Source organism: Janthinobacterium sp. 61 (assembly GCF_002846335.1).
Taxonomy (GTDB): Bacteria; Pseudomonadota; Gammaproteobacteria; order Burkholderiales; family Burkholderiaceae_D; genus Janthinobacterium.
On sequence record NZ_PJMQ01000001.1, the window covers coordinates 2,907,782 to 2,928,177 of the forward strand.

22 protein-coding genes are annotated in these 20,396 nt (G+C 63.0%); 8 read left to right on the top strand and 14 right to left on the bottom strand.

Translation table 11 applies throughout. The annotated features are described in order from the left end of the window. Positions 1-30: 30 nt before the first annotated feature. The 4 genes from CLU92_RS13330 to CLU92_RS13345 form a co-directional block, all read right to left on the bottom strand. On the bottom strand, positions 31-153 hold the full coding sequence (locus CLU92_RS13330; protein WP_010400408.1) for a lipoprotein: 123 nt from the start codon (positions 151-153) through the stop codon (positions 31-33). Positions 154-221: 68 nt separating this feature from the next. Next, positions 222-1,625: a 3-isopropylmalate dehydratase large subunit gene (gene leuC / locus CLU92_RS13335; protein ID WP_101482267.1), complete on the bottom strand. Its 1,404-nt coding sequence runs from the start codon at positions 1,623-1,625 to the stop codon at positions 222-224. Between the two features lie 277 nt (positions 1,626-1,902). Continuing rightward, a complete protein-coding gene (locus tag CLU92_RS13340) occupies positions 1,903-3,783 on the bottom strand; it encodes a chemotaxis protein CheA (RefSeq protein WP_101482268.1) in 1,881 nt (626 codons plus the stop codon). Further along, entirely contained in the window at positions 3,783-4,640 is an 858-nt protein-coding gene (locus CLU92_RS13345) for a protein phosphatase CheZ (protein ID WP_101482269.1), read from the bottom strand. The genes CLU92_RS13340 and CLU92_RS13345 overlap by 1 nt, the downstream gene beginning before the upstream one ends. Before the next feature lie 467 nt (positions 4,641-5,107). Between CLU92_RS13345 and CLU92_RS13350 the strand changes: the two genes are divergently transcribed. From CLU92_RS13350 to CLU92_RS13375, 6 genes are all read left to right on the top strand, one after another. After that, positions 5,108-5,575, top strand: a complete 468-nt coding sequence (locus CLU92_RS13350) for a universal stress protein (protein WP_101482270.1) — start codon at positions 5,108-5,110, stop codon at positions 5,573-5,575. 159 nt (positions 5,576-5,734) lie between these two features. After that, the gene (locus tag CLU92_RS13355; protein ID WP_034750556.1) at positions 5,735-6,379 is read left to right on the top strand and encodes a response regulator transcription factor; all 645 of its coding nucleotides are present in this window, start codon (positions 5,735-5,737) and stop codon (positions 6,377-6,379) included. Between the two features lie 330 nt (positions 6,380-6,709). Beyond that, on the top strand, positions 6,710-7,516 hold the full coding sequence (locus CLU92_RS13360) for a Crp/Fnr family transcriptional regulator (protein ID WP_101482271.1): 807 nt from the start codon (positions 6,710-6,712) through the stop codon (positions 7,514-7,516). Positions 7,517-7,757: 241 nt separating this feature from the next. Next, positions 7,758-7,955: a hemin uptake protein HemP gene (hemP, locus tag CLU92_RS13365; RefSeq protein ID WP_101482272.1), complete on the top strand. Its 198-nt coding sequence runs from the start codon at positions 7,758-7,760 to the stop codon at positions 7,953-7,955. A gap of 86 nt (positions 7,956-8,041) precedes the next feature. Beyond that, positions 8,042-8,368 carry a hypothetical protein gene (locus tag CLU92_RS13370; protein ID WP_101482273.1) on the top strand — a complete coding sequence of 109 codons (327 nt, stop codon included), beginning with the start codon at positions 8,042-8,044 and terminating at the stop codon, positions 8,366-8,368. A gap of 29 nt (positions 8,369-8,397) precedes the next feature. Next, complete coding sequence (locus CLU92_RS13375; RefSeq protein ID WP_101482274.1) at positions 8,398-9,624, top strand: DUF2325 domain-containing protein; 1,227 nt, start codon at positions 8,398-8,400, stop codon at positions 9,622-9,624. Positions 9,625-9,656: 32 nt separating this feature from the next. Here CLU92_RS13375 and CLU92_RS13380 read toward each other — a convergent pair whose 3' ends face one another. From CLU92_RS13380 to CLU92_RS13405, 6 genes are all read right to left on the bottom strand, one after another. Next, positions 9,657-10,208: a glutathione peroxidase gene (locus tag CLU92_RS13380; protein WP_101482275.1), complete on the bottom strand. Its 552-nt coding sequence runs from the start codon at positions 10,206-10,208 to the stop codon at positions 9,657-9,659. A 73-nt stretch (positions 10,209-10,281) separates the two neighbouring features. Then, positions 10,282-11,646, bottom strand: coding sequence for a sulfite reductase subunit alpha (locus tag CLU92_RS13385; protein WP_101482276.1), 1,365 nt, complete (start codon positions 11,644-11,646; stop codon positions 10,282-10,284). A gap of 12 nt (positions 11,647-11,658) precedes the next feature. Continuing rightward, the gene (locus CLU92_RS13390; RefSeq protein WP_101482277.1) at positions 11,659-12,699 is read right to left on the bottom strand and encodes an FAD:protein FMN transferase; all 1,041 of its coding nucleotides are present in this window, start codon (positions 12,697-12,699) and stop codon (positions 11,659-11,661) included. Between the two features lie 29 nt (positions 12,700-12,728). Next, positions 12,729-13,553, bottom strand: a complete 825-nt coding sequence (locus tag CLU92_RS13395; protein WP_101482278.1) for a DUF4198 domain-containing protein — start codon at positions 13,551-13,553, stop codon at positions 12,729-12,731. A gap of 12 nt (positions 13,554-13,565) precedes the next feature. Beyond that, on the bottom strand, positions 13,566-14,081 hold the full coding sequence (locus CLU92_RS13400; RefSeq protein ID WP_101482279.1) for a DUF2271 domain-containing protein: 516 nt from the start codon (positions 14,079-14,081) through the stop codon (positions 13,566-13,568). Positions 14,082-14,112: 31 nt separating this feature from the next. After that, the gene (locus tag CLU92_RS13405; protein ID WP_101482280.1) at positions 14,113-14,766 is read right to left on the bottom strand and encodes a PepSY-associated TM helix domain-containing protein; all 654 of its coding nucleotides are present in this window, start codon (positions 14,764-14,766) and stop codon (positions 14,113-14,115) included. Positions 14,767-15,029: 263 nt separating this feature from the next. On the opposite strand from CLU92_RS13405, the gene CLU92_RS13410 reads away from it, so the two are divergent. Together CLU92_RS13410 and CLU92_RS13415 are read left to right on the top strand one after the other, a co-directional pair. Then, positions 15,030-15,527 (top strand): pyridoxamine 5'-phosphate oxidase family protein, encoded by a 498-nt coding sequence (locus tag CLU92_RS13410; protein ID WP_101482281.1) that lies wholly within the window; start codon positions 15,030-15,032, stop codon positions 15,525-15,527. 87 nt (positions 15,528-15,614) lie between these two features. Beyond that, the gene (locus CLU92_RS13415; protein WP_101482282.1) at positions 15,615-16,217 is read left to right on the top strand and encodes a DUF2239 family protein; all 603 of its coding nucleotides are present in this window, start codon (positions 15,615-15,617) and stop codon (positions 16,215-16,217) included. 9 nt (positions 16,218-16,226) lie between these two features. On the opposite strand, the gene CLU92_RS13420 is transcribed toward CLU92_RS13415, so the two are convergent. The 4 genes from CLU92_RS13420 to CLU92_RS13435 all read right to left on the bottom strand — a co-directional run bounded on the left by CLU92_RS13420 (position 16,227) and on the right by CLU92_RS13435 (position 20,389). Continuing rightward, complete coding sequence (locus tag CLU92_RS13420; RefSeq protein WP_101482283.1) at positions 16,227-16,580, bottom strand: hypothetical protein; 354 nt, start codon at positions 16,578-16,580, stop codon at positions 16,227-16,229. 106 nt (positions 16,581-16,686) lie between these two features. Further along, a complete protein-coding gene (locus CLU92_RS13425; protein ID WP_101482284.1) occupies positions 16,687-17,058 on the bottom strand; it encodes a KGG domain-containing protein in 372 nt (123 codons plus the stop codon). Positions 17,059-17,252: 194 nt separating this feature from the next. Next, the gene (gene pdeM, locus CLU92_RS13430; protein ID WP_101482285.1) at positions 17,253-17,927 is read right to left on the bottom strand and encodes a ligase-associated DNA damage response endonuclease PdeM; all 675 of its coding nucleotides are present in this window, start codon (positions 17,925-17,927) and stop codon (positions 17,253-17,255) included. Further along, positions 17,924-20,389: a ligase-associated DNA damage response DEXH box helicase gene (locus tag CLU92_RS13435; protein ID WP_101482286.1), complete on the bottom strand. Its 2,466-nt coding sequence runs from the start codon at positions 20,387-20,389 to the stop codon at positions 17,924-17,926. The genes pdeM and CLU92_RS13435 overlap by 4 nt, the downstream gene beginning before the upstream one ends. Positions 20,390-20,396: the final 7 nt, after the last annotated feature.

Sequence of the window (20,396 nt, forward strand, 5' to 3'; positions counted from 1 at the left end):
GCGCGGCACTGTGCGCCGGCACGTCACGGTTTATTTTCCGCCGGCGCCAGTGACGACCTGGCCGACTTTCTGCACATCGCGGCCGATGCCGGAGACGGTGTTGCAGCCAGACAGGATCACGGTGGCGATGAGGAGGGCGAAGAGTTTTTTCATGATGATTTCTTGATAGTAAATAAGGGACAGGGAACGCTAGTGTAAACCAGCGGCGCCCGTCCCTGCCGTCATCGCAAGCCCCGCACGTCGACAAAGTGGCCGGCGATGCCCGCCGCCGCCGCCATCGCGGGCGACACCAGGTGGGTGCGGCCGCCCTGCCCTTGCCGGCCCTCGAAGTTGCGGTTCGAGGTCGAAGCGCAGCGCTCGCCCGGCTCCAGGCGGTCCGCATTCATGGCCAGGCACATGGAACAGCCCGGCTCGCGCCATTCGAAACCGGCATCCTTGAAGATACGGTCCAGCCCTTCGCGCTCGGCCTGGTCCTTGACGAGGCCGGAACCGGGCACCACCAGCGCCAGGGTGACGTTCGAGGCGCGGTACTTGCCGCGCACCACGGCGGCGGCCGCGCGCAAATCCTCGATGCGCGAATTGGTGCAGGAACCGATGAAGACCTTGTCGATGCGGATGTCCTCGATGGCGGTGTTGGGTTTGAGGGCCATGTAGACCAGCGCCTTTTCCATCGCATCGCGCTTGACGCTGTCTTTTTCCTGGTCAGGGTCGGGCACGCGGCCATCGATGCCGATCACCATCTCGGGCGACGTGCCCCAGGTCACTTGCGGCACGATGTCAGCGGCGTTGAGGGTAACGACCAGGTCAAAGCGGGCGCCCGGGTCCGAATGCAGGGTGCGCCAGTAGGCCACGGCGCGTTCCCAGTGCGGTCCGGCCGGCGAAAACGGACGGCCCTTGACGTAATTGATGGTGGTGTCATCCACGCCGATGATGCCGGCGCGCGCGCCAGCCTCGATGGCCATGTTGCACACCGTCATGCGACCTTCCATCGACAGGGCGCGGATGGCCGAACCGCCGAACTCGATACAGTAGCCCGTGCCGCCGGCCGTGCCGATCTTGCCGATGATGGCCAGTACGATATCTTTTGCCGTCACGCCAGCCGGCAGGGCGCCGTCGACTTGCACCAGCATGGATTTGGATTTCTTTTGCAGCAAAGTTTGCGTGGCCAGCACATGTTCCACTTCGGACGTGCCGATGCCATGCGCCAGCGCGCCGAAGGCGCCGTGCGTCGACGTGTGCGAGTCGCCGCACACGACCGTCATGCCGGGCAGGGTCGCGCCCTGTTCAGGGCCGATCACGTGCACGATACCCTGGCGCTTGTCGTTCATGTTGAAGTAAGTCAAGCCGTAGTGCCTGGCGTTCTTGTCCAGCGTTTCCACCTGCAGGCGCGAGACCGGATCGGCAATGCCGTCGATGCGGCTGGTGGTGGGCACGTTATGGTCGGCCACGGCCAGGTTGGCGGAAATGCGCCACGGCTGGCGGCCCGCCACGCTGAGGCCATCGAAGGCTTGCGGGCTGGTGACTTCGTGCAGCAGGTGCCGGTCGATGTACAAAATTGTCGTGCCATCATCTTCGGCCCGAACAACGTGGGATTCCCAGAGTTTGTCGTAAAGCGTCTTCATCATGATTTATGCAGCGTTGCCACAGCCTGTAGTAAGTGATCTGTCGTACTGATCGAAGGGATCGGCAATGATTATGCCATATATTGCGCAATGCAGAACCAAAAGCCGCCCCAGCGTGGGATGGGCGATACAAAATTCGGCATGCCTTGCGGATATGGTTAAAAAATTGCTGATACGAAAATCCGCCAAAATGCCGGCGGGGCGAATAAAAATCGAAAAAAGCCGAAAAAAAAGCCCGCTGCAGAGGTCTGCAGCGGGCTGGGTGAACTGGCCAATGTTTCTAGGCAGCCATGCGCACACTTCCCCTGCAACCATCCATCAGGAAAGATAGGCCCACGACTAGCACCAGCTCGCCTTCGGCCGAGCGAGCGGTACCGGTAATGCCTTCCACGGTGATGGCCGTCATCGGCTTGATCACCAGGTCAGCCGTGCCATCGACGGCTTCCACGGCGAGAATGTACGGCTGTGGCGCAGCGACAACAATGCCCACGCGCTCGCTGCACGATTCGTAGCCCAGGGCGCCGGCCAGCGAACGCACGGGCAATGGACGGCCCTGGTCTTTCAGCACGGGCGCGCCGCCCACTTCCATGAAGGTTTCCGGCAATTCGACGACGCGCTGCACCACCGCCATCGGCAGCGCCAGCGCGGCGCCCGACGTCGACACCAGCATGGTCGGCACGATGGACAGCTCGATTGGCAGGCGGATGGCAAACTTGGTGCCCTTGCCCAGCGAGGACTCGATGTGGATGGCGCCGCGGTTTTTCTCCACGGCCGTCTTGACCACGTCCATGCCCACGCCGCGTCCGGAGACGCTGGAGGCCACTTCCTTGGTCGAGAAGCCCGGCAGGAACACCAGCTGGAAGCATTCGTCGTTGCTCAACTGCGCGTTTTCGCTGATCAAGCCCTTTTGCTGGGCCTTGCTGCGCAGGAAGGCCGGATCCATGCCCTTGCCATCATCCTGCAGCACGATCATGACACTGTTGGCTTCCTGCCAGGCCTTCAGCGAAATATACGATTTGGCGGGCTTGCCGGCAGCCAGGCGCGCTTCCGGCGATTCGACGCCATGGTCGAGCGAATTGCGCAGCATGTGCACGAGCGGATCGTACAGGCTGTCAACTACCACGCGGTCGACTTCCGTCTCCGCGCCCTCGATGGTCAGCTCGACATCCTTGCCCAGGTCTTTCGCCAGTTCGCGCACCAGGCGCGGGAATTTCTGGAACAATCGGCCCACGGGCTGCATGCGCGTGGCCAGGGTGGCACGCTGCAGTTCGGTCGAGTAGCGCGAAGCGCGTTCCAGGGTTTCCGCCAGGGTCGCCATCAAGGTGGCGGCCTGGCCTTCGAATTTGAATTGCAGCAAGCGCTCGAGCAGCACGGCAGCCTGATTGGCAGCCTGTACCGATTCGCCAGCCACTTCCAGCAGAGCGTCGAGCTTGACGGCGTCGACGCGGATGCTGTCTTCCTTGACGGGCGCGGCATGGCGCACTTCCGGGCGCTCTTCGCGGCGTTCCGCGCCATCCCAGGCTTTGGCGGCCGGCTTGGCGGCAGCAGCGGCAGCAGCAGCGACGGCCACGGCGGCGGGGGCAGCGGCCACGGCGGAGGCCGGTGCCGCAGCGACCTGGCTACCGGCCGGCACGACGGCGTTATACATGCCTTCCCAGTCCAGGCCATCGGCACTGGCGGTGGAAACAGCGGCGGCTGGCGCCACCACGACCACTTCGGCAACGGGCGCGGCGGCTTCCGCCACCACGGCGGCGGCCGGCGCGGGTGCGTCCATGCCCTTGCCTTCGATGGCGTTCGTGAGGATGTGTTCCAGCTCTTCCGGCATGGCCGGCAAGCTTTCCGGCGCGGCGCCGTTGGCCAGTTCCGTCAGCTGGTCGGCCACGAAACCGGACGCTTGCAGCGCCGCCTCGATGGCGATCGGGGTCACCGGCGCGGCGCCCGTGCGCAAGGCGTCGAACAGGTTTTCCGTCAGATGGCAGGCCGCCACCAGTGCGGGCAGACCCATGAAGCCGGCCCCACCCTTGATGGTGTGGAAGGAACGAAACACGGCATTCAGTGTTTCCTTGTTGTCAGGATCACGCTCGAGGCGCAATAAGTGCTCTTCAACATTAACCGCAAGATCCATCGCCTCAACGACGAAATCCTTGAGCATATCGTCCATTAGAATCCCAAATCCGCAAGAAGGTCGTCTACATTATCCTGGTCCAGCGCCACCGACGGCACGGACGGGCCCTGCATCAGAGGCACCGGCTTCTGCGCCAGTTTTTCGCGCACTTCGGCCGGTGCGTTGTCGCGCAGCAGCTGGGCAAGCTCGTGCTCCACCGTCTTGGTGATGTTGACCACTTTTTTGATCAGCTGGCCCGTGATGTCCTGGAAGTCCTGCGCCATCATGATTTCCAGCAAGCGCGCTTTTTCTGCTTCCGTGGCCTCGGCAACGGCTTGCGCGAACTGGCGCGAATCGCCGGCCAGGGCCTTGAATTCTTCCAGGCTCAGCTTGCCGTCGAACAACGCCGTCCAGCGACTGTCCATGTCCTTGGCTTTCTTCGACAGCACATCTTGCGCCGGCATCCCTTCGTCGAGCGTATTCAGGACCTTGTTGGCGGCCTGTTCCGTCAGCGTGGCGACATATTCCAGGCGGTCCTGGGCGTCGACGATCTGCGACGACGCTTCCGTCAATGCCTTGTCGTAGCCCAGTTCGCGCAGCGAATCGTGCAGCAGGCGCACGATGCCACCCAGGCGTTCGAACATCGGCTTGTCGGACTGGTCGACCGGATCGGCCGCTTCGCCAGGCACGCCTGTAGCAGCCGCGGGGGGCGCTTCGGGTGCGGCGGCGACTGGCGCTTCCGCTGCGGCTGACGGCACGGCGGCGCTGGCCGACACCGAGTCGAACAGCGCGTCAAAATCGTCGTCCGCGATCACGGCTGCGGGCGCTGCGGCAGGCGCGGGCTTGGGAGCGGCCGCACTTTGCGCAGATACTTCATCGAATAATGCATCGAAATCATCAGCGGCGTTGGTCATATCCCTGCTTCTCCATAATTTGTCAAAATTCCGCCTGAACTGTGCGTTTTACAGACTGATACCCACAATTTCTCGATTAAGATGATTTGAGGCAATACCGCTGCGATGGTGCGAGTGTAGCAGGGCGCCGCCCTGTTGGTAAATCTCAAAACGCGCTTCCTGGTGCAAAGCAGGTCCACAAGAGCTTTTCCACCAGGAAATAAGTGTTCCTGCTGTTGTATTTTGAAATACTACCATTGGCGTGCGTGCAAGACCACGCGCCAGACAAGAAATCCTGCTCTCGGGTGCCTGCGCAACAGTACCCAATGGCTGTCGTTACGGCTCAAACACGATCTTTCTGCCAATGTTGTCTATACTGAAGGTGCAATAGTATTGATAATTATCAAGTCTTTACATGAATACCATGCTGCCGCCGCGTCTACAATAAGGGGCGTTGCGCGCGCTGAGTCACTGCCAAAGGACCTGCCATGTATAAGAAAATTCTGATCGCCACGGACGGCTCCGCCGTCTCCAACCTGACGGCCTGTGCTGGCGTTGCCTTTGCAGAGCAGATGCAAGCCGATATCCTTGCCGTGTACGTGGCGCCCGAATACCAGTACCCGGTGTACATCGAAATCATTCCACCAAGCTATCCCAGCGAGGAGGAATACCGCATCGCCATGCGCAAGGCGGGCGCCGACCACTGGCAGCCCATCCTCGACGCGGCCGCCAGGCGGGGCCTGGAAGCGACGGGCCTGACGGCCTTTTCCGACAGCCCGGCCCTGAAAATCGTGGAAGTGGCGCAATTGCAGAACTGCGACTTGATCTTCATGGGCTCGCATGGCCGCAGCGGCTGGGGACAATTGCTGCTCGGCAGCGTGACCAACAAAGTGCTGTCGCACTCGAAATTGCCGGTGCTCGTGCATAGGCTGATCAAGGAACCACCCTCCAAATAAGTGGTCACATGGCCACGGGGGCCGCCGCTGCCGGCATAGTAAGTAAAAGGCAAACTTGCGGCCATTTCGGTTAAAATGACAATGTTTCTCGTTTATTAATACCCGGCCGGCCGCCACGAGGCGGCCCGGGCACATTTCACGCCTCCTGATTGCGCGCCTATGATACGTATTGTGATTGCCGACGACCACACCATCATGCGAGAAGGATTGAAGCGCATCCTCGACGGCGCGCCGGACATCGACATCGTGGGCGAAGCCATCGACGGCTTCGAGGTACTCAACCACGTACGCCAGGGCGGCTTCGACCTGTTGCTGCTCGACCTGTCGATGCCGGGCCGCAGCGGCGTCGACCTGATCCGGCAAATCCGCAGCGAAGCGCCCAAGCTGGCCATCCTCATCCTCACCATGCACGAGGAAGAGCAATATGCGGTGCGCGCCATCCGCGCCGGCGCGCAAGGCTATCTGACCAAGGAAAGCGCGGGCACCCAGCTGGTGGGTGCCATCCACAAGGTGGCGTCGGGACGTCCCTACATCAGCGCCGAGGTGGCGGAGCAGCTCGTGCTCAACATCATGATGCCGAATGAAAGCTTGCTGCACAAACAGCTGTCGGACCGCGAGTTCGAAGTCTTTTCCCTGCTGGTGGCAGGCAAGTCTATCACGGAAATCGCCAACAATCTGCATCTGAGCGTGAAAACGGTGAGTACGCACAAGACGCGCATCATGCAAAAGATGGGCATGAGTTCGCTGTCAGAGATGGTTCAGTATGCCGTGGCACACCGTCTGCTGTCTCCCTTCAAGACCTGAACCTGCCCACGCGCGCCAACCCGTAGGAACAATCCTACATCAACTGCCACAGCTCCTACTGCCATATTCAGCCACCGCTGATATTAATTGCAGACGGTTGTTAGCATACTGAAACCAGTCATCAAGTTGCTGGGAAGTTATTTCATCACACAGCAAGTCTTCAGCGAATCGAGATTCACACGCCTGGACGCGCGCCGCCCTTTCCCTGCCCGCCGTCCTGTGCACCTTGTCATTCAACTCTGAACTACCTGTCACCAGGAGATGAACATGCTGTCCACGCAAACGCCTGAAACCCGCGCTGCCGCTCCATCACTGCCCCCCTCCTCTTCAATGGAAGCGGGGCGCCAGCGCCAGGGTCGGCTATGGTCGAACCTGAAGGAGGTGTGCGACCTGCTGCATATCTCCAGCGCCTGCACCATCGCCGCCGATGAACTGCTGTTCCAGCATGTGCAATTCAAGACTGGCCAGCGCGTGCACACCATCGGCCAGCCCTTCGACACTCTGTACATCGTCAATTCGGGCTTCCTGAAAACCGTACTCATCGACGAATTTGGCAATGAGCAGGTCCTCAGCTTTCCCATGAAGGGCGACATGCTGGGCGTCGACGGCATCCACTCGCGCCAGTACTCCTCGGAAGCAGTGGCCCTGTCCGACTGCGATCTGATCCTGCTGCCGTTCAAGAAATTGACGGCGCTGGGCAGAGTCCACCTGGAACTGGAAAATGTCATGTATGGCGTAATGAGCCGGGAACTGGTGCGCGAGCAAGCGATGATCGGCATGCTGGGCGCCCTCAGCGCAGAAGCCCGCGTGGCGCGCTTCCTCGTCTCGCTGGCCGAGCGCTTCGCGCAGATGGGCTACTCGAGCAAGCTGTTCAACCTGCGCATGACGCGCCATGAAATCGGCAGCTACCTGGGCCTGACCCTGGAAACGGTCAGCCGCACCCTGTCTGCCTTCAATGAAATCGGCCTGATCTCGGTCGACCAGCGCACCATCGGCATCAAGGACCCGGATGCCTTGAAAACCCTGCGCCGCCTGCCGCCCTCGCGCTCACGGGCCAAGCAGCTGGCCTCCGCCAAACTCAAGGCCAACACCACCGCAGCGGCCACCGCCTCCGCGCAATTGCTGGCCACCATTTAACGCCATCCCCACTCCTTCAAGCTTGGCACAGGCTTGACCCGGTCAAGGCGCGCACCGCCTTACCGGGTCTTTTTTGCTGCCGCGCCGCGCCTGCGGCCGCCTTTGCCCAGCGCTAACCTCCTCGCTGCCATCCCATCGTAAAAAAAGCGCGGATTGCACATAAATAAGCCTTGCTTTTCGGGCCACATTCAACAATAATGCAAATACGAATCATTCTCAACTGAGACAAAGAAAGCCCAACATGCAAAGCTCAAAACCAGCCTTGATCCAGGATGCCGCTAGCGCCCACGTCCGCCCTCCCGTCAGCACGGCGCAAGCGGCGCGGCGCATCACCAGCGAAGCGCTGCTGCAGCAGGGCCGCGAAGTGGAAATTGAGCACAGCGGCAAGATCTATCGCCTGCGCGTCACCCAATTGAACAAGCTGATCCTGACTGCCTGAAGCAGCACGGCAGCCAGTCACCATACTCGCCAGCCAGTCGCGCTCCGTGCGCGTAGCCAGCCAAACCACCCGCACAGGAGTGTTTGATGGCGAACGACCGACCTTCCCCGATGTTTCCTTCCCCGCAAGGCCAACAGCCTGAATTGCTGCTGTCGGCCGTGCTGCACCTGATGTCGCACTACCATGCGGGCACTCCATGCGAGAAACTGGCGGGCGTCATCGAACGCCATCTGCAAGTGCTGTCCAGCTCACCCGGCCTGGGTCCCGTGCTGCAAGCGACCTGCCAGCAACTGTCGCAGCAATGGGCCACCCTGGTGGCGCTGCACCGACCTGCACCGCCGAGTACCACTTTGTTTGAGCGCCTGGCACGCATGCTGAGCGCCAAGCGCCCTGCCTCGCCCCTGCCGCAATAAATCCCCCCACCGCCCAACAGGATATCGCCATGTGTGACAAAGACCAGTCCCTGCCCGTCATCAGCAATTGTGCCCCCGCCGACGTGGAATCGGCCGCCCTCGCTTCGCGTCGCCGCCGGCTGTGGGAACTCTCACACACCTGCCATTGCCCGCTGGTCGGCGTGGGCTTGCCGCTGGGATACCTGCGCAAGCTGGTGGGCAAGATGACGGGCGGGCGCGTGCTGGCCGACGACTACGAAGTCCATGTGGGTGCCGTGACGGAATGTGGCGCGCGCAACCGCCTGTCCGAAGCCCTGCAAAAGGAACTCGAACGCCGCTACGCCCCCGTGATCCTGCGCTTTCGCGGCGCCAAGACGACGCAGCAGGTGGCCGAACTGTGGCGCACGGCCGTCGCCAACGGCGACGTGTCGGGCGCCTTCTGGGCCGGCCTGACGCATCCGCGCTGCGACGCGGAACTGGAAGAGCAGATGTGCCGCGACCTGCACATGATCCAGCACCAGGCGGGCGCTTGCGTGCGGGCCGACATGGGAAAATTTACCGCCTTGCAGGAAGAAAATGCGCGCCTGGCACACGAACTAGCCAAGCTGCAACAGCGCAGCCAGACCGCACTGATGGAAAAAACGGGCGAACTGGAACGCCAGGAAGCCGTGCTACTGCGCGCGCGGGCGGAATCGATCGGCAAGGACAGCGTGATCGAGGGCTTGCGCTTTGACCTGGCGCAATTGCAGGCCGCCATCCCGGCGCTGGAATCGCGCACGCGCCTGGTCGAACGCCTGGCGCAAATGGATGAGCGCGAAAAAGAATTGCGCCAGCAAATCGCGGAATTGAAGCAGGCCCAGCCACGTCCAAGCGCCGCCCTGCCGGCACCGGCACCGAAGCTGGAAGTGCCGATGGGCGGCAAGCTGAAAATGCCGATCCGCCTGGTCGATCAAAGCGTCTTGTGCGTGGGCGGGCGCAGCGGCAATGTCGCCACCTACCGCGCCCTGATCGAGCGGGTCGGCGCGCAGTTCGCCCACCACGACGGCGGCCTGGAAGACAATGCCAACCTGCTCGATTCGAGCCTGGCGGCAGCCGACCTGGTGATTTGCCAGACCGGCTGCATCAGCCACAGCGCCTACTGGCGCGTGAAGGATTACTGCAAGCGCACGGGCAAGCGCTGCGTCTTCATCGACAACCCCAGCATCTCCAGCCTGGCGCGCGGCTTGCAGGAAGTGAGCGGCGAAATGGAACCAGCCACGCTGAACACGGCCGAGTAACAAAAGCGGCGCGGCAAGCGCCGCCGACACGCTCAGGCCTGCAGCTCGCGCGCGATGGCCTCGCGCAAGATCGCATCGTCGACCGTGGTATCGGGCGCAAAACGTCCCACCACCCTGCCATCCTTGCTGATCAAAAACTTCTCGAAATTCCACAGCACGTCGCTGGGCTGCTCCTGCGTGATGCCGTAACCGGCCAGCTTGGCGCGGAAATCGCTGCCCGGCGTTTCCTGCGCCCGCGGCTGCTCCTGCACCAGGCGCTGGTACAGCGGATGCTGGCCCGGCCCCTTGACGACGATTTTTTCAAACAGGGGAAATTGCACGCCGTAGGTGCCACGGCAAAAGTCGGCGATTTCGGCATTGCTGCCTGGTTCCTGTGCGCCGAATTCATTCGCGGGGAAACCGGCCACCACCAGGCCCTCGGCCTGCTTGTCGGCGTAGAGTTTTTCCAGTCCTTCGTACTGCGGCGTCAAGCCGCAGGCGGAGGCAACGTTGACCACTAGCACTACCTTGCCGCGATACGCGTCCAGGCTGCCAGGTTCGCCATTGATCTGGCGCAAGGGAATGTCGTAAATACTGTCGCTCATGATGCCTCCCTGGATGAATCAGTGAAACAGCCATGATAGCCGCCCGCGCGCGAACGCGCTGGCGGCGCAGGAATCAATACACGTCGCGCCGGTAGCGCCCTGCTGCCGCCAGTGCGTCGAGCGCGGGCCGGCCCAGCATTTCTTGCAGCGCCTGATCGACGCCGCCCGCCATGCCGGCCAGGCTGCCGCAAATATAGATGGCCGCGCCCTGCTCCAGCCACAGCCTGACTTCATCGGCATTGCCGCGCAGGCGGTCCTGCACGTACATCCGCTCGGGCTGGTCGCGCGAAAACGCCAGGTCCAGGCGCGGCAGGTCGCCACTGGCGTGCCAACCTTCAATTTCTTCACGGTAATGGAAATCGCGGGCCGCATTGCGTTCCCCAAAGATCAGCCAATTGCGCCGCTGCCCTGCCAGCACGCGGCTCTTCAGGTGGCCGCGCAGGCCGGCGATGCCGCTGCCGTTGCCAATCAGAATCAAAGGCCGTTGGGCATTGTCTTCCAGGCGAAAACGTTTGTGCTGGCGCAAGCGCAGCTGCACCACGTCGCCGACAGCCGCCTGCGCCGTCAGCCAGCCAGAGGCCAGTCCCAGGCTGCCGTCGGGATGCGCATGCTGGCGCACCAGCAAGTGCACGCTGCCATCATGCGGAATCGATGCGATCGAATATTCGCGCGGTTGCGCGGGGTCGAGCGGCGCGGCCACCTGCACCAGGTCGCCCGACTGCCAGTCAGGCAAGGCACCCGCCACGGGCGCCAGTTCCACATGGTAGATGGCGCCGCCCGCGCTGCCAGGATTAAGCAAATGCCGGCCCGTCAGGCGCCAGTCGCCGAAGGCGGGCGCGCTCCAGTCCGGTGCGTCGCTGGTACCGGCCAAATGGCTCAGATGCTGGAACCATTGCTCGATGGCGGCGCTGGCGCTGCGGTCTACCTCGATGCGCTCGAACAGGCGCGCGGCGCCCTGCGCGGCCAGCCAGGCATCGAGCGCGCGGCCGAAGCCGCAAAACTGACCATAGCTGCGGTCGCCCAGGGCAAGCACGGCGTAATGCAATTGCGCCAGCGCCAGGTCGCCCGTCATCAGCCGGCCCATGAAGGCGGCCGCATTGTCGGGCGCATCACCCTCGCCATACGTGCTGACCAGGAACAGGGCCCGTTCCGCCTGTTGCAGATCAACGGCTGTGAGTTCGGCCAGCGCGCACAGGCGCACGGGGATACCGGCCAGCTGCAGGCTCTGCGCCGTTTGCGTGGCCAGTTCCTCGGCATTGCCCGTCTGGCTCGCATACGCCACCAGCCAGGCGGGGCTATTCGCCAGCGCTGCCTTGGCGGCGTCGGACGCGCGGCGCTTGGCGCGCGCGCGCAGCCAGGGCGCCAGACACACGCCCGCGTAGCTGAGGGACAGGGCGACCAGCAAGGCCAGCCGAGTCGTATCGTGCGTAAAAATCATGGAATTAATGGTTCATTCGTCGAGCATGGCCAGCATCTGGCTGCTCAGCGTTTCGTGGTAGCCATGGCCGTCGCGTTGCAGGAAGCGCGCGGCCAGGCCCTGCTCTTCGGCCAGCGCCATGCCGGCATCCACACCCAGTACGGTCAGGGCCGTCGACCAGGCGTCGGCTGCCATGCACTCGGCGTGCACGACGGTGACGGAAGCGAGTTGATTGGCGATTGGCATGCCTCTGCGCGGATCAATGGTGTGCGAGAAACGAACTGTGCCGTCTTCAAAGAAACGCCGGTAGTCGCCCGAAGTGGCCACGGACAAGCCGTGCAGCGCCAGCAGCATTTCTGCCGGATGCTGTGTATTATCGGCACTATCGGCGGCGCCATCGACCTGTTCCAGCACCACCCACCACGGCTGGCCGTCCGGCTTGCTGCCGGCGCCGCGCAGCTCGCCGCCCACTTCCACCAGGTAATGGTGGATGCCCTGGCCGTCCAGGTAGCGGGCCAGGCGGTCCACGCCATAGCCCTTGGCCACGGCGGACAAATCCAGTTGCAAGCCGCCCGGCTGGCGCGCGCGGCGGGCCGGCAAGTCCAGCTCCAGGCGGCGGCGCTGGCGCTGCGACAGCAACAGGGCCACGGTATCGTCTTTCGGCGGCAGGAAGCCGGGCTCATCGTAGCGGTTGCGGGGACCGAAGCCCCACAGGTTGACGAGGGCGCCCGCGCAAGGGTCGTACGCGCCGCCGGATACCTGCGACACATGCATGGCAAAGCCCAGCACCTCGCAAAAGGCGGCGGGCAGGCTGTGCCAGCTACCAGGCTCGGCCCGGTTGAAGCGGCCCAGGTCGGACTCGTCGCTCCAGTGGCTCATTTGCGCCACGACCAGGTCCAACTGCTGCTGCAAGCCCTGCTGCAAGTCGGCGCTGCCCACGCGCCCCGGCATGGCGGCCTCCAGCAGGCGCACCGACCAGCTGGTACCCATGGACAGGCCGCGCAAGTCCCGGACCACGGCGCCCGGCGGCGCGGCCTGATCGGAAATATGCTGGGGGAGCAGGACCCGGCGCATTGGCACTCTCGTTGCTGAAAATGCGCCGCTTACTGCGGCAGCACTTCCACCGTGGCCGCGTAGGTCATGCGGCGTTCCGGCATCGCCGGCGGCTGGCCAGCCACGGCCGGTGCGGCCGCTGGCCAGGTGCTGCTCAGGTAATACATGCCTGCCGCCGGCACCGTAAACGTGATTTCGCCCTTGGCATCCGTGCTCTGGCGAATTTCCCCCAGCACGCCACGGTAGCGCACGCCACCGGGCACGAGGCTGAACGCCTGGTTGGCTGCCGGCTTGCCGTCGACCAGGAAGCGCCACGTGGCTTTCTCGCCCGCGCGCAAGTCATTCGGATGGGTCACTGGCACGAATTCCAGGCCCACGCCTGTCGGCTTGAACACTTCCGTGCTGGTTTCGCCATTGCTGAAGAAGGTTTCCAGGCGGCTTGCCGTGCGTGTGACTTTCACGTCCTGCGCATCGGCCGGCATGTCTTTCTTGAAGGTTTCCTCATTGCCACGGAAACGTTTCTGTTCACCATTTTGCTTGTAGCTGGCCATCACGTTTTGCGACACGATGGCCGCTTTATACGTGCCCGGCTTTTCCATCTTCACGTCGAAGACACTGCGCAAGCGGCCCGTGACGGTGTTCGCCGGCGTTACTTTCGCGCCATCCGGACCGATGACTTGCAGCGCGTCCAGGCGCAGCGGCTGGTGGTCGATCTCGAACAGGCCATCGGAGACGGCCGCATCCACCGTCACCCAGGCATCCTTGCTTTCCACCATCGTGCTCGAAGGCACCATCCAGCCGCGGTGGGCGTGGGCGTTCATGGCCAGGCCGGCAAGGGCCAGGGCGATCAGCGGTTTATTGAGTTGCTTCAACATGGTAGAGGCGCCTTAAGGTTTGAGTTGGACGACGACATTGCCGAGTTCTTCCTTGCCTTTGGCAGGAACGGACTGGGCCGATTTCAGCGGCCACTGGAACGGCACGCGCACCAGTTCGCGTCCGCCCGCTTCGCGCGCCGCTTCCACCACCACCTGGTATTCGCCAGCCGGCAGCTTGTCGAGCAAGGCCTTGGCGCCCGGGAAGGTCAGGGTATGTTCGCCTGGCGCGCGCGTGGCGCCGCCGACGCCGTCTACGGGCATGGAAAGATCGCGGCCGCTCTTGCGCCACCATTGGCGCATATCCTTCAGCCATTTTTCTCCCGCCTTGTCCTTCTTTTTCACGTCATACAGCACAGTCAGGTTGCCGACGACCTTTTGATCGGCCGTTTCCAGCCACGCCGCCACGTACGGACGGTGATATTCCGCCACGTTCAATTGCGGGATTTCAAGCTTGAGGGCCAGATCAGCCGCCATCGCCGAAGTGCCGATCAGGGGAAGGCCAAGCGCCAGGGAGTAGCGTAATTTCATGGTGTGCCTGTAAAAAGAAAAGTAAAAACGATCAGTGAATAAACAGCAAGGCGATCGCGCAAGGTATCAAGATACCGAGGCCAACCATCGGCCAGGTAAATGGGCGGTTGGCAGCGTGGAATTTCAAAATCAATAAACCCGTCAGGCAAAACACGATGCAGGCGCCGGCAAAAATATCGATGAACCAGTTCCAGGCCACGCCCGTGTTGCGGCCCTTGTGCACATCGTTGAGCCAGGATACCCAACCCCGGTCCGTCAACTCATATTCGGCAGCGCCGTCTTCCAGGCCGATGCGCACCCAGGCATCGCCACCCGCCTTGGGCAACGGCAGGTAGACTTCATCGACGTTCCATTCGGCTGGACGGCCGCCCGCATTGAGCGACCATTGCTGCTTCAACCAAGTTTCGGCGGCGGCCGGCATGGGCGCGTTGGCACCATCATGCTGGGCAGCATACGCGGCCAGTTCGGTGACCAATGGCGCTGGCAGCTGCGCCTTCTGGCGCGTGATCGACGGCTTGGCTTCGATCTGGCTGGCGTGGTTCAGGGTGATGCCGGTGATAGAGAACAGAAACATGCCCAACAGGCAAAGTGCCGAGCTGATCCAGTGCCATTGATGCAAATTCTTCAGCCAGACGGCGCGGCCGGCATTGCTTCTGGCCTTGTCTGCGGTGCCCGCCTTACCCATCGAGGGCTCCCGGCAAGGAGCGAGCCAGGTGGCGCGACAAGTCAGTGTGCTTCATTCCCATCCTTCAATCAAAGTTCATGCTCATGGCTTCAAACAAATGATAATGATTATCATTTATTAAGTCAATACATGGGCGCACCGGCCGGGCCAGCGTTTTGTAACAGCTTTGAAACAAAGCACCCCTGCTACGTAAGCTGCCGCACAGAGCCATATGCAGCATCCACCTATGCTGTTGTTCAGGACAACCATCAAGGGAGCACCCCATGCAATCGTATTCCAGCGAACAACTGGCCAGCATCGCGGCCAGGATCAAGGACGTCAAATTCGGCATGCTGACCACCAGCGACGACATGCGCACCCTCACCAGCCGGCCTTTGACGCAGCAGCAGGTGGATAAAGACGGGCAGATCTGGTTTTTTGTCTCGGACGAGGCTGCTTACACGCGCGATTTACTGAACAATCCGCAAGTCAATGTCAGCTTTGTCGACACCGGCGACAGCGTGTACGTATCCGTCTGCGGCCATGCACAGCTGCTGAAGGACCGCGCCAAGGCGGAGGAATTGTGGAATCCGCTGATAAAAACCTGGTTCCCGGGTGGGCTCGACGATCCGAAACTGTCGCTGATCAAGGTGACCATCCAGTCAGCCGAGTATTGGGATAGCAGCGCCAGCAAGATGATGCAATTCTATGAAATGGCCAAGGCCGCCATCACGGGCGAGCCGCCGAAAGACTTGGGTGAACACGGCCGGGTCGACCTGTAGCACGCCCCCATATTTTACCCGGGTGATATTGACTTTTAATTTAACCCGGGTAAAATTGCCTGCCTAATGACTCATTGGAGGCAAGACATGCACACACCCACCCAGCTCACCGCCTTTGCGGGTCCACACAAAGTTGCCTCCGGCACATTGCATGCCATAGCGCAAACATTGAAGGAACTGGTGACGCGCGATCCCGCTGCGCAAATCCTGATATTCGACGATACGAGCGGCAGTCAGGTGGACCTGAACCTGCACGGCAGCCTGACCGAGGTGCTGCAACGCCTTCCACGCGAACCCGCGCCGGCACCGAGAGAAGACGCGCCACCACCCGCGCGCACGGCAGGCCGCCCGAAGCTCGGCGTGGTGGCGCGCGAAATCACCCTGCTGCCCCGTCACTGGGAATGGCTGGCGACACAGCCGGGCGGCGCCTCGGTGGCCTTGCGCAAGCTGGTGGAACACGCGCAGCGGGGCAACAGGGAGCACGATGAACAACGCCAGGCGCGCGAAGCGGCCTATAAAGTCATGAGCGCGCTGGCCGGCGATGCGCCTGGATTCGAAGAAGCCAGCCGCGCCCTGTTCGCCGGCAAGCAGCCAGCATTTCTTGGCTGCATACAGGAATGGCCTGCCGACGTGCGCGAACACGTCTTGCAGCTAGCCCAAGGTGGATGGTCCGGGAGTGAAGAACGATAGGCGACCCGGTCAGACGCCCGTGCTGCCCGTGGTGTCAGGCGCATCGTCAGCGCTCTGCCGGTTCTGCCCGGCGGCGCCGGACTGACGATGGGGCAAGCGGTCAGCGCGACGTACTTCGCCGATGGAAAACAGATCGTCGCCGATATCGAGGCCTTGCTCGCTATCGACCAGCACAAAACTCTCGGCCGACTCGGCCGTGCTTTGCTTGCTGCCTGCCGTGGACGGCGTGCCACCCTGGCTATTGCCGGGCTGCGGCGTAGTGGAGTTGCCCATCATCTTCTCCCTGATCGTGAATGCGAGTTGATCGCGGATTAACTGCACCTTGGCCGTGGCCGGCGGCGCAGCTTTTTCATCATAGTCCATGCCTGCTGCATTGCATCAAAATTTTGCTACTGCGGACTAGCGCCGCGACTGGCCAGCGGCAATGCGCGATTCCCGCTGGCCAGACCTGCCTTGCTACCGCTGCCGCCTACTTGTTGCGCGAACCGGACGAGCCCGCCCCTGAACCTGGACCTGCGCTTTGCTTGTTGCCACTGTCGCGCTTGCTATCCTGCTTCATGCCGGAATTCTCACGCCCACCGCTGGAGCTGGCGGCACTTTGCCTGCTGGCATCGTTTTTGTGGCTCTGGCTGCCCGCGCGGCGCGCTTCTTCCGACGTGAATTCATGGGCCGTGCCCTTTTCATGCGCGGCACGTCCGCCTTCGCTGGCGATTTCGCGCTGCTGGGCGGGGTCCATGGAAGCGAAGCCACGTTTGCTGGTATCGCTTTGCTTGTTGCCAGCGCTGCTGCCGCTGCTACTGGTTTTATTACCCTGCTGTTTATTGTCGCTCGATGTGGCCATGATGATCTCCTTGATCGATGGAATGAGAAAACAGTGCAAACTATGCAATTCTTCCCCTTCGCACGGCAAGGGAACCATCATCTTAGTGCGCACATGGGGCGCAAGAAATAGGAGGATGGCAGGAGCGCATGTAGGATGAGTCCCGCCCACGGTAGCGCAGTTACTTTCAGTTTTCCACCAAAAGTACCAGACACTCAGCAGTTAGCGGGTATTGGGAAAATCGCCGCGTCCGCCGTCACATACACGCGCTCGCCAGCGGCTGGCTGCACCGCATGGCCGCCCGTAAAGGCGCCAAACGATGGCAAAATGGCACGCTGCCGGCCCAGCAGGAAACATGGCAGGCGCAAGCCGTTCCTGTCCGCGCGCAAGTGAAACACGGGATGCACGTGACCAGCCAGCACATAGCCAGGCGCGACGGTGTCCGGGTGATGGCAGAAGGAAAGATTGCCCACGCTGTGCGGTTCGTCCACCAGGCTGATACCCAGTGCGCTGGCCGGATCGCCCGCATGCGCATCGTGGTTGCCACGCACCACCGTCAGGCGCACATCCGGATGGCGCGTGCGCCAGGCCAGCATGGCCGCCACGGTGGCGTCCGCATGCGCGGCGCGCGCGTGCAGGAAGTCGCCGAGAAAGACGATTTCCTCGCAAACATGGCTGGCCAGCAAGGCGTCCAGCGCCAGCAGGTTTTGCGTGGTGGTGCCGCGCGGCACGGGCACGCCCAGCGCGCGAAACGCGGCCGCCTTGCCGAAATGGATGTCGGCGATAATCAGCATCTTGCGCGCCGGCCAATACACGGCCTTGTCCGCCAGCAGCCACACCAGCTCGCCAGCCAGTTCCACCACGCAATGCGCTGCGCGCTGGCCATTCATGCGGCCGCCTTTTCCAGCGCGCTCACCAGGCGCGCCACCCGGTCCGACAGTTTTTCCGTCGTCAGCTGTTCGCGGAAACGCTCGACCATGAGACCGAAGGCAAACGGCGAGGCGCGCTCCAAAGGCTGCAGGCTGATGCGCCGGCCGTGCAGCTCGCGCAAGGTGGCGCGCAAGCGCGTCAGTTCCAGTTCCTGCTCCAGCACTTCGCGCTGCGCCTGCGTGAGCAGCAAATTGGCCGCGTCGTGCTTGCGGAACACTTCAAAGAAGAGCGAGGACGACGCTTGCAGCTGGCGCGCGCTTTTCGGCTGTCCCGGATAGCCCTGGAACACGAGGCCGGCGATGCGGGCAATTTCGCGGAAGCGCCGCTGCGACATTTCCGTCGCGTTCAGGCTGGCCAGCACGTCCTCGAGCAAGTTGTCCGTGCTGAACAGGGGCACATCGGCGCCGCTGGCGGCCGTCAACAGCGGCGCAAATGCGATATCGTCCCCGCCCAGCAATTCAAAGCCGTAATCGTTGACGGCAATCGACAAGGTTGCCGGCTGCACGCGCGCGATGCGGTAGGCCAGCAGGGAAGCGAGGCCCAGGTGCACCGAGCGGCCCGCAAACGGATACACGAACAGATGCTGGCCTTCGCGGCTGGACAAGGTTTCCAGCAACAGGCTGGCGCGCGTGGGCAGGCTGGACCATGTCTGCTGGATGGCCAGCAGCGGCGCCAGCGCGCGCATTTCCGGCCCGCTGGCACGGCCTTCCTGCGCCAGCTGCAACTGGTCCAGCACGGCATGCGCCAGTTCCGACGACAGCGGCATCTTGCCGCCCTGCCAGCGCGGCACGGCGCCCCGGCTGCCTGTTGCGCGCCGCACATACGCCGTCATCTCGTGCACGCGCACGAATTCCAGGATGCGCCCGCCAAACAAAAAATGGTCGCCCTGCTTCAGGCGCGCAATGAACGATTCCTCGATGCTGCCGATGCGGGCGCCGCCCAGGAATTTGACCTGGATCGCCGCTTCCGAGACGATGGTGCCGATGCTCATGCGGTGGCGCCGCGCCAGGGCTGCATCCGGCACGCGGTACACACCGTCTTCATCGGGCAGCACTCTCCGGTATTCCGGATACACGGTCAGGCTTTGCCCGCCGCGGGCGACGAAATCGAGCGCCCATTGCCACTCGTCCGGCGTCAGGTGGCGGTAGGACCAGGCCCCGCGCACTTCGTCGTACAGGGCCGGCGACTCGAAGCCGCCGCCCAGGGCGATCGTCACCAGGTGCTGCACCAGCACGTCGAGCGGCTTGTCCGGCACGGGGCGTGCTTCCAGGTGGCCCTGCGCCAAGGCAGCGCGGGCAGCGGCCGCTTCCAGCAGTTCCAGGCTGTTGGTGGGCACCAGGGTGACGCGCGAAATACGTCCCGGCGCGTGGCCGCTGCGCCCGGCCCGCTGCACCAGGCGCGCGATGCCCTTCGCGCTGCCCACCTGCAGCACCCGCTCGACGGGCAGGAAATCGACGCCCAGGTCCAGGCTGGACGTGCATACGACGGCTTTCAGTTCGCCCGTTTTCAAATGCTGCTCGACCCACTCGCGCACTTCGCGGTCCAGCGAACCATGGTGCAGGGCGATCAATCCTGCCCAGTCCGGCCGCGCATCGAGCAGGTGCTGGTACCACAGCTCGGCCTGCGAACGCGTATTTGTAAACACCAGGGTGGTGGCGCTGCCCTCGATCTCGGCAATCAAAGGCTGCAGCATCTGGATGCCCAAATGCCCGCCCCAGGGAAAGCGCGTGGGGTTCACAGGAATCAGGCTGTCGACGAGGATGCGCTTCTTGACTTTACCTTCCACCAGCACGCCGGCGCTTTCCTCGCCCAGCAAGACATCCTGCGCCTGCTGCAGATTGCCCAGGGTGGCCGACAAGCCCCACGTCATCAGGTTTTCCTGCCAGCGGCGCAAGCGGGCCAGCGCCAGTTGCACCTGCACGCCGCGCTTGCTGCCCATCAATTCATGCCACTCATCGACGATCACGGTTTCCAGCAGGCTGAAGCGTGCCTGGGCGTCCATCTGGCTCAGCATCAGCGACAGGCTTTCCGGCGTGGTGACGAGCACCTCGGGCCAGGCTTTCGCCTGCCGCGCCCGCTGGGCGGCGCTGGTATCTCCCGTGCGCGCCTCGATGCGCCAGCCGGGAGCGAGATCCACGCCCGAGGCTTGCAATGCGCGCACGGTGTCGGCCGCCAGCGCCCGCATGGGCGTGATCCACAGCACGCGCAAACCCTGTTTTCGACTCTTGCGCTCCATCCGCCCCGCGCGTAGCAAGGCGCCGAACCAGACGGCATACGTCTTGCCGGACCCCGTGCTGGCATGCAGCAGGCCGGAGCGACCCTGTGCGGCGGTGCGCCAGACGGCGCGCTGGAAGGGAAAGATCGTCCAGCCGCGCCCGGCAAACCAGGCATCGATGCGCTGCGCCAGCGTGCTTTTGCTCATCGCTTGC

Bases quoted from the DNA above. Each gene is read 5' to 3' on its own strand.
- CLU92_RS13415 (WP_101482282.1), top strand. From the start codon at position 15,615: ATGCACACACCCACCCAGCTCACCGCCTTTGCGGGTCCACACAAAGTT.
- CLU92_RS13360 (WP_101482271.1), top strand. From the start codon at position 6,710: ATGGAAGCGGGGCGCCAGCGCCAGGGTCGGCTATGGTCGAACCTGAAG.
- CLU92_RS13420 (WP_101482283.1), bottom strand. From the start codon at position 16,580: ATGGACTATGATGAAAAAGCTGCGCCGCCGGCCACGGCCAAGGTGCAG.
- CLU92_RS13405 (WP_101482280.1), bottom strand. From the start codon at position 14,766: ATGGGTAAGGCGGGCACCGCAGACAAGGCCAGAAGCAATGCCGGCCGC.
- CLU92_RS13400 (WP_101482279.1), bottom strand. From the start codon at position 14,081: ATGAAATTACGCTACTCCCTGGCGCTTGGCCTTCCCCTGATCGGCACT.
- CLU92_RS13395 (WP_101482278.1), bottom strand. From the start codon at position 13,553: ATGTTGAAGCAACTCAATAAACCGCTGATCGCCCTGGCCCTTGCCGGC.
- CLU92_RS13385 (WP_101482276.1), bottom strand. From the start codon at position 11,646: ATGATTTTTACGCACGATACGACTCGGCTGGCCTTGCTGGTCGCCCTG.
- CLU92_RS13380 (WP_101482275.1), bottom strand. From the start codon at position 10,208: ATGAGCGACAGTATTTACGACATTCCCTTGCGCCAGATCAATGGCGAA.
- CLU92_RS13340 (WP_101482268.1), bottom strand. From the start codon at position 3,783: ATGGACGATATGCTCAAGGATTTCGTCGTTGAGGCGATGGATCTTGCG.
- hemP (WP_101482272.1), top strand. From the start codon at position 7,758: ATGCAAAGCTCAAAACCAGCCTTGATCCAGGATGCCGCTAGCGCCCAC.
- CLU92_RS13410 (WP_101482281.1), top strand. From the start codon at position 15,030: ATGCAATCGTATTCCAGCGAACAACTGGCCAGCATCGCGGCCAGGATC.
- leuC (WP_101482267.1), bottom strand. From the start codon at position 1,625: ATGATGAAGACGCTTTACGACAAACTCTGGGAATCCCACGTTGTTCGG.
- CLU92_RS13370 (WP_101482273.1), top strand. From the start codon at position 8,042: ATGGCGAACGACCGACCTTCCCCGATGTTTCCTTCCCCGCAAGGCCAA.
- CLU92_RS13345 (WP_101482269.1), bottom strand. From the start codon at position 4,640: ATGACCAACGCCGCTGATGATTTCGATGCATTATTCGATGAAGTATCT.
- CLU92_RS13390 (WP_101482277.1), bottom strand. From the start codon at position 12,699: ATGCGCCGGGTCCTGCTCCCCCAGCATATTTCCGATCAGGCCGCGCCG.
- CLU92_RS13435 (WP_101482286.1), bottom strand. From the start codon at position 20,389: ATGAGCAAAAGCACGCTGGCGCAGCGCATCGATGCCTGGTTTGCCGGG.
- CLU92_RS13375 (WP_101482274.1), top strand. From the start codon at position 8,398: ATGTGTGACAAAGACCAGTCCCTGCCCGTCATCAGCAATTGTGCCCCC.
- CLU92_RS13355 (WP_034750556.1), top strand. From the start codon at position 5,735: ATGATACGTATTGTGATTGCCGACGACCACACCATCATGCGAGAAGGA.
- pdeM (WP_101482285.1), bottom strand. From the start codon at position 17,927: ATGAATGGCCAGCGCGCAGCGCATTGCGTGGTGGAACTGGCTGGCGAG.
- CLU92_RS13350 (WP_101482270.1), top strand. From the start codon at position 5,108: ATGTATAAGAAAATTCTGATCGCCACGGACGGCTCCGCCGTCTCCAAC.
- CLU92_RS13425 (WP_101482284.1), bottom strand. From the start codon at position 17,058: ATGGCCACATCGAGCGACAATAAACAGCAGGGTAATAAAACCAGTAGC.
- CLU92_RS13330 (WP_010400408.1), bottom strand. From the start codon at position 153: ATGAAAAAACTCTTCGCCCTCCTCATCGCCACCGTGATCCTGTCTGGC.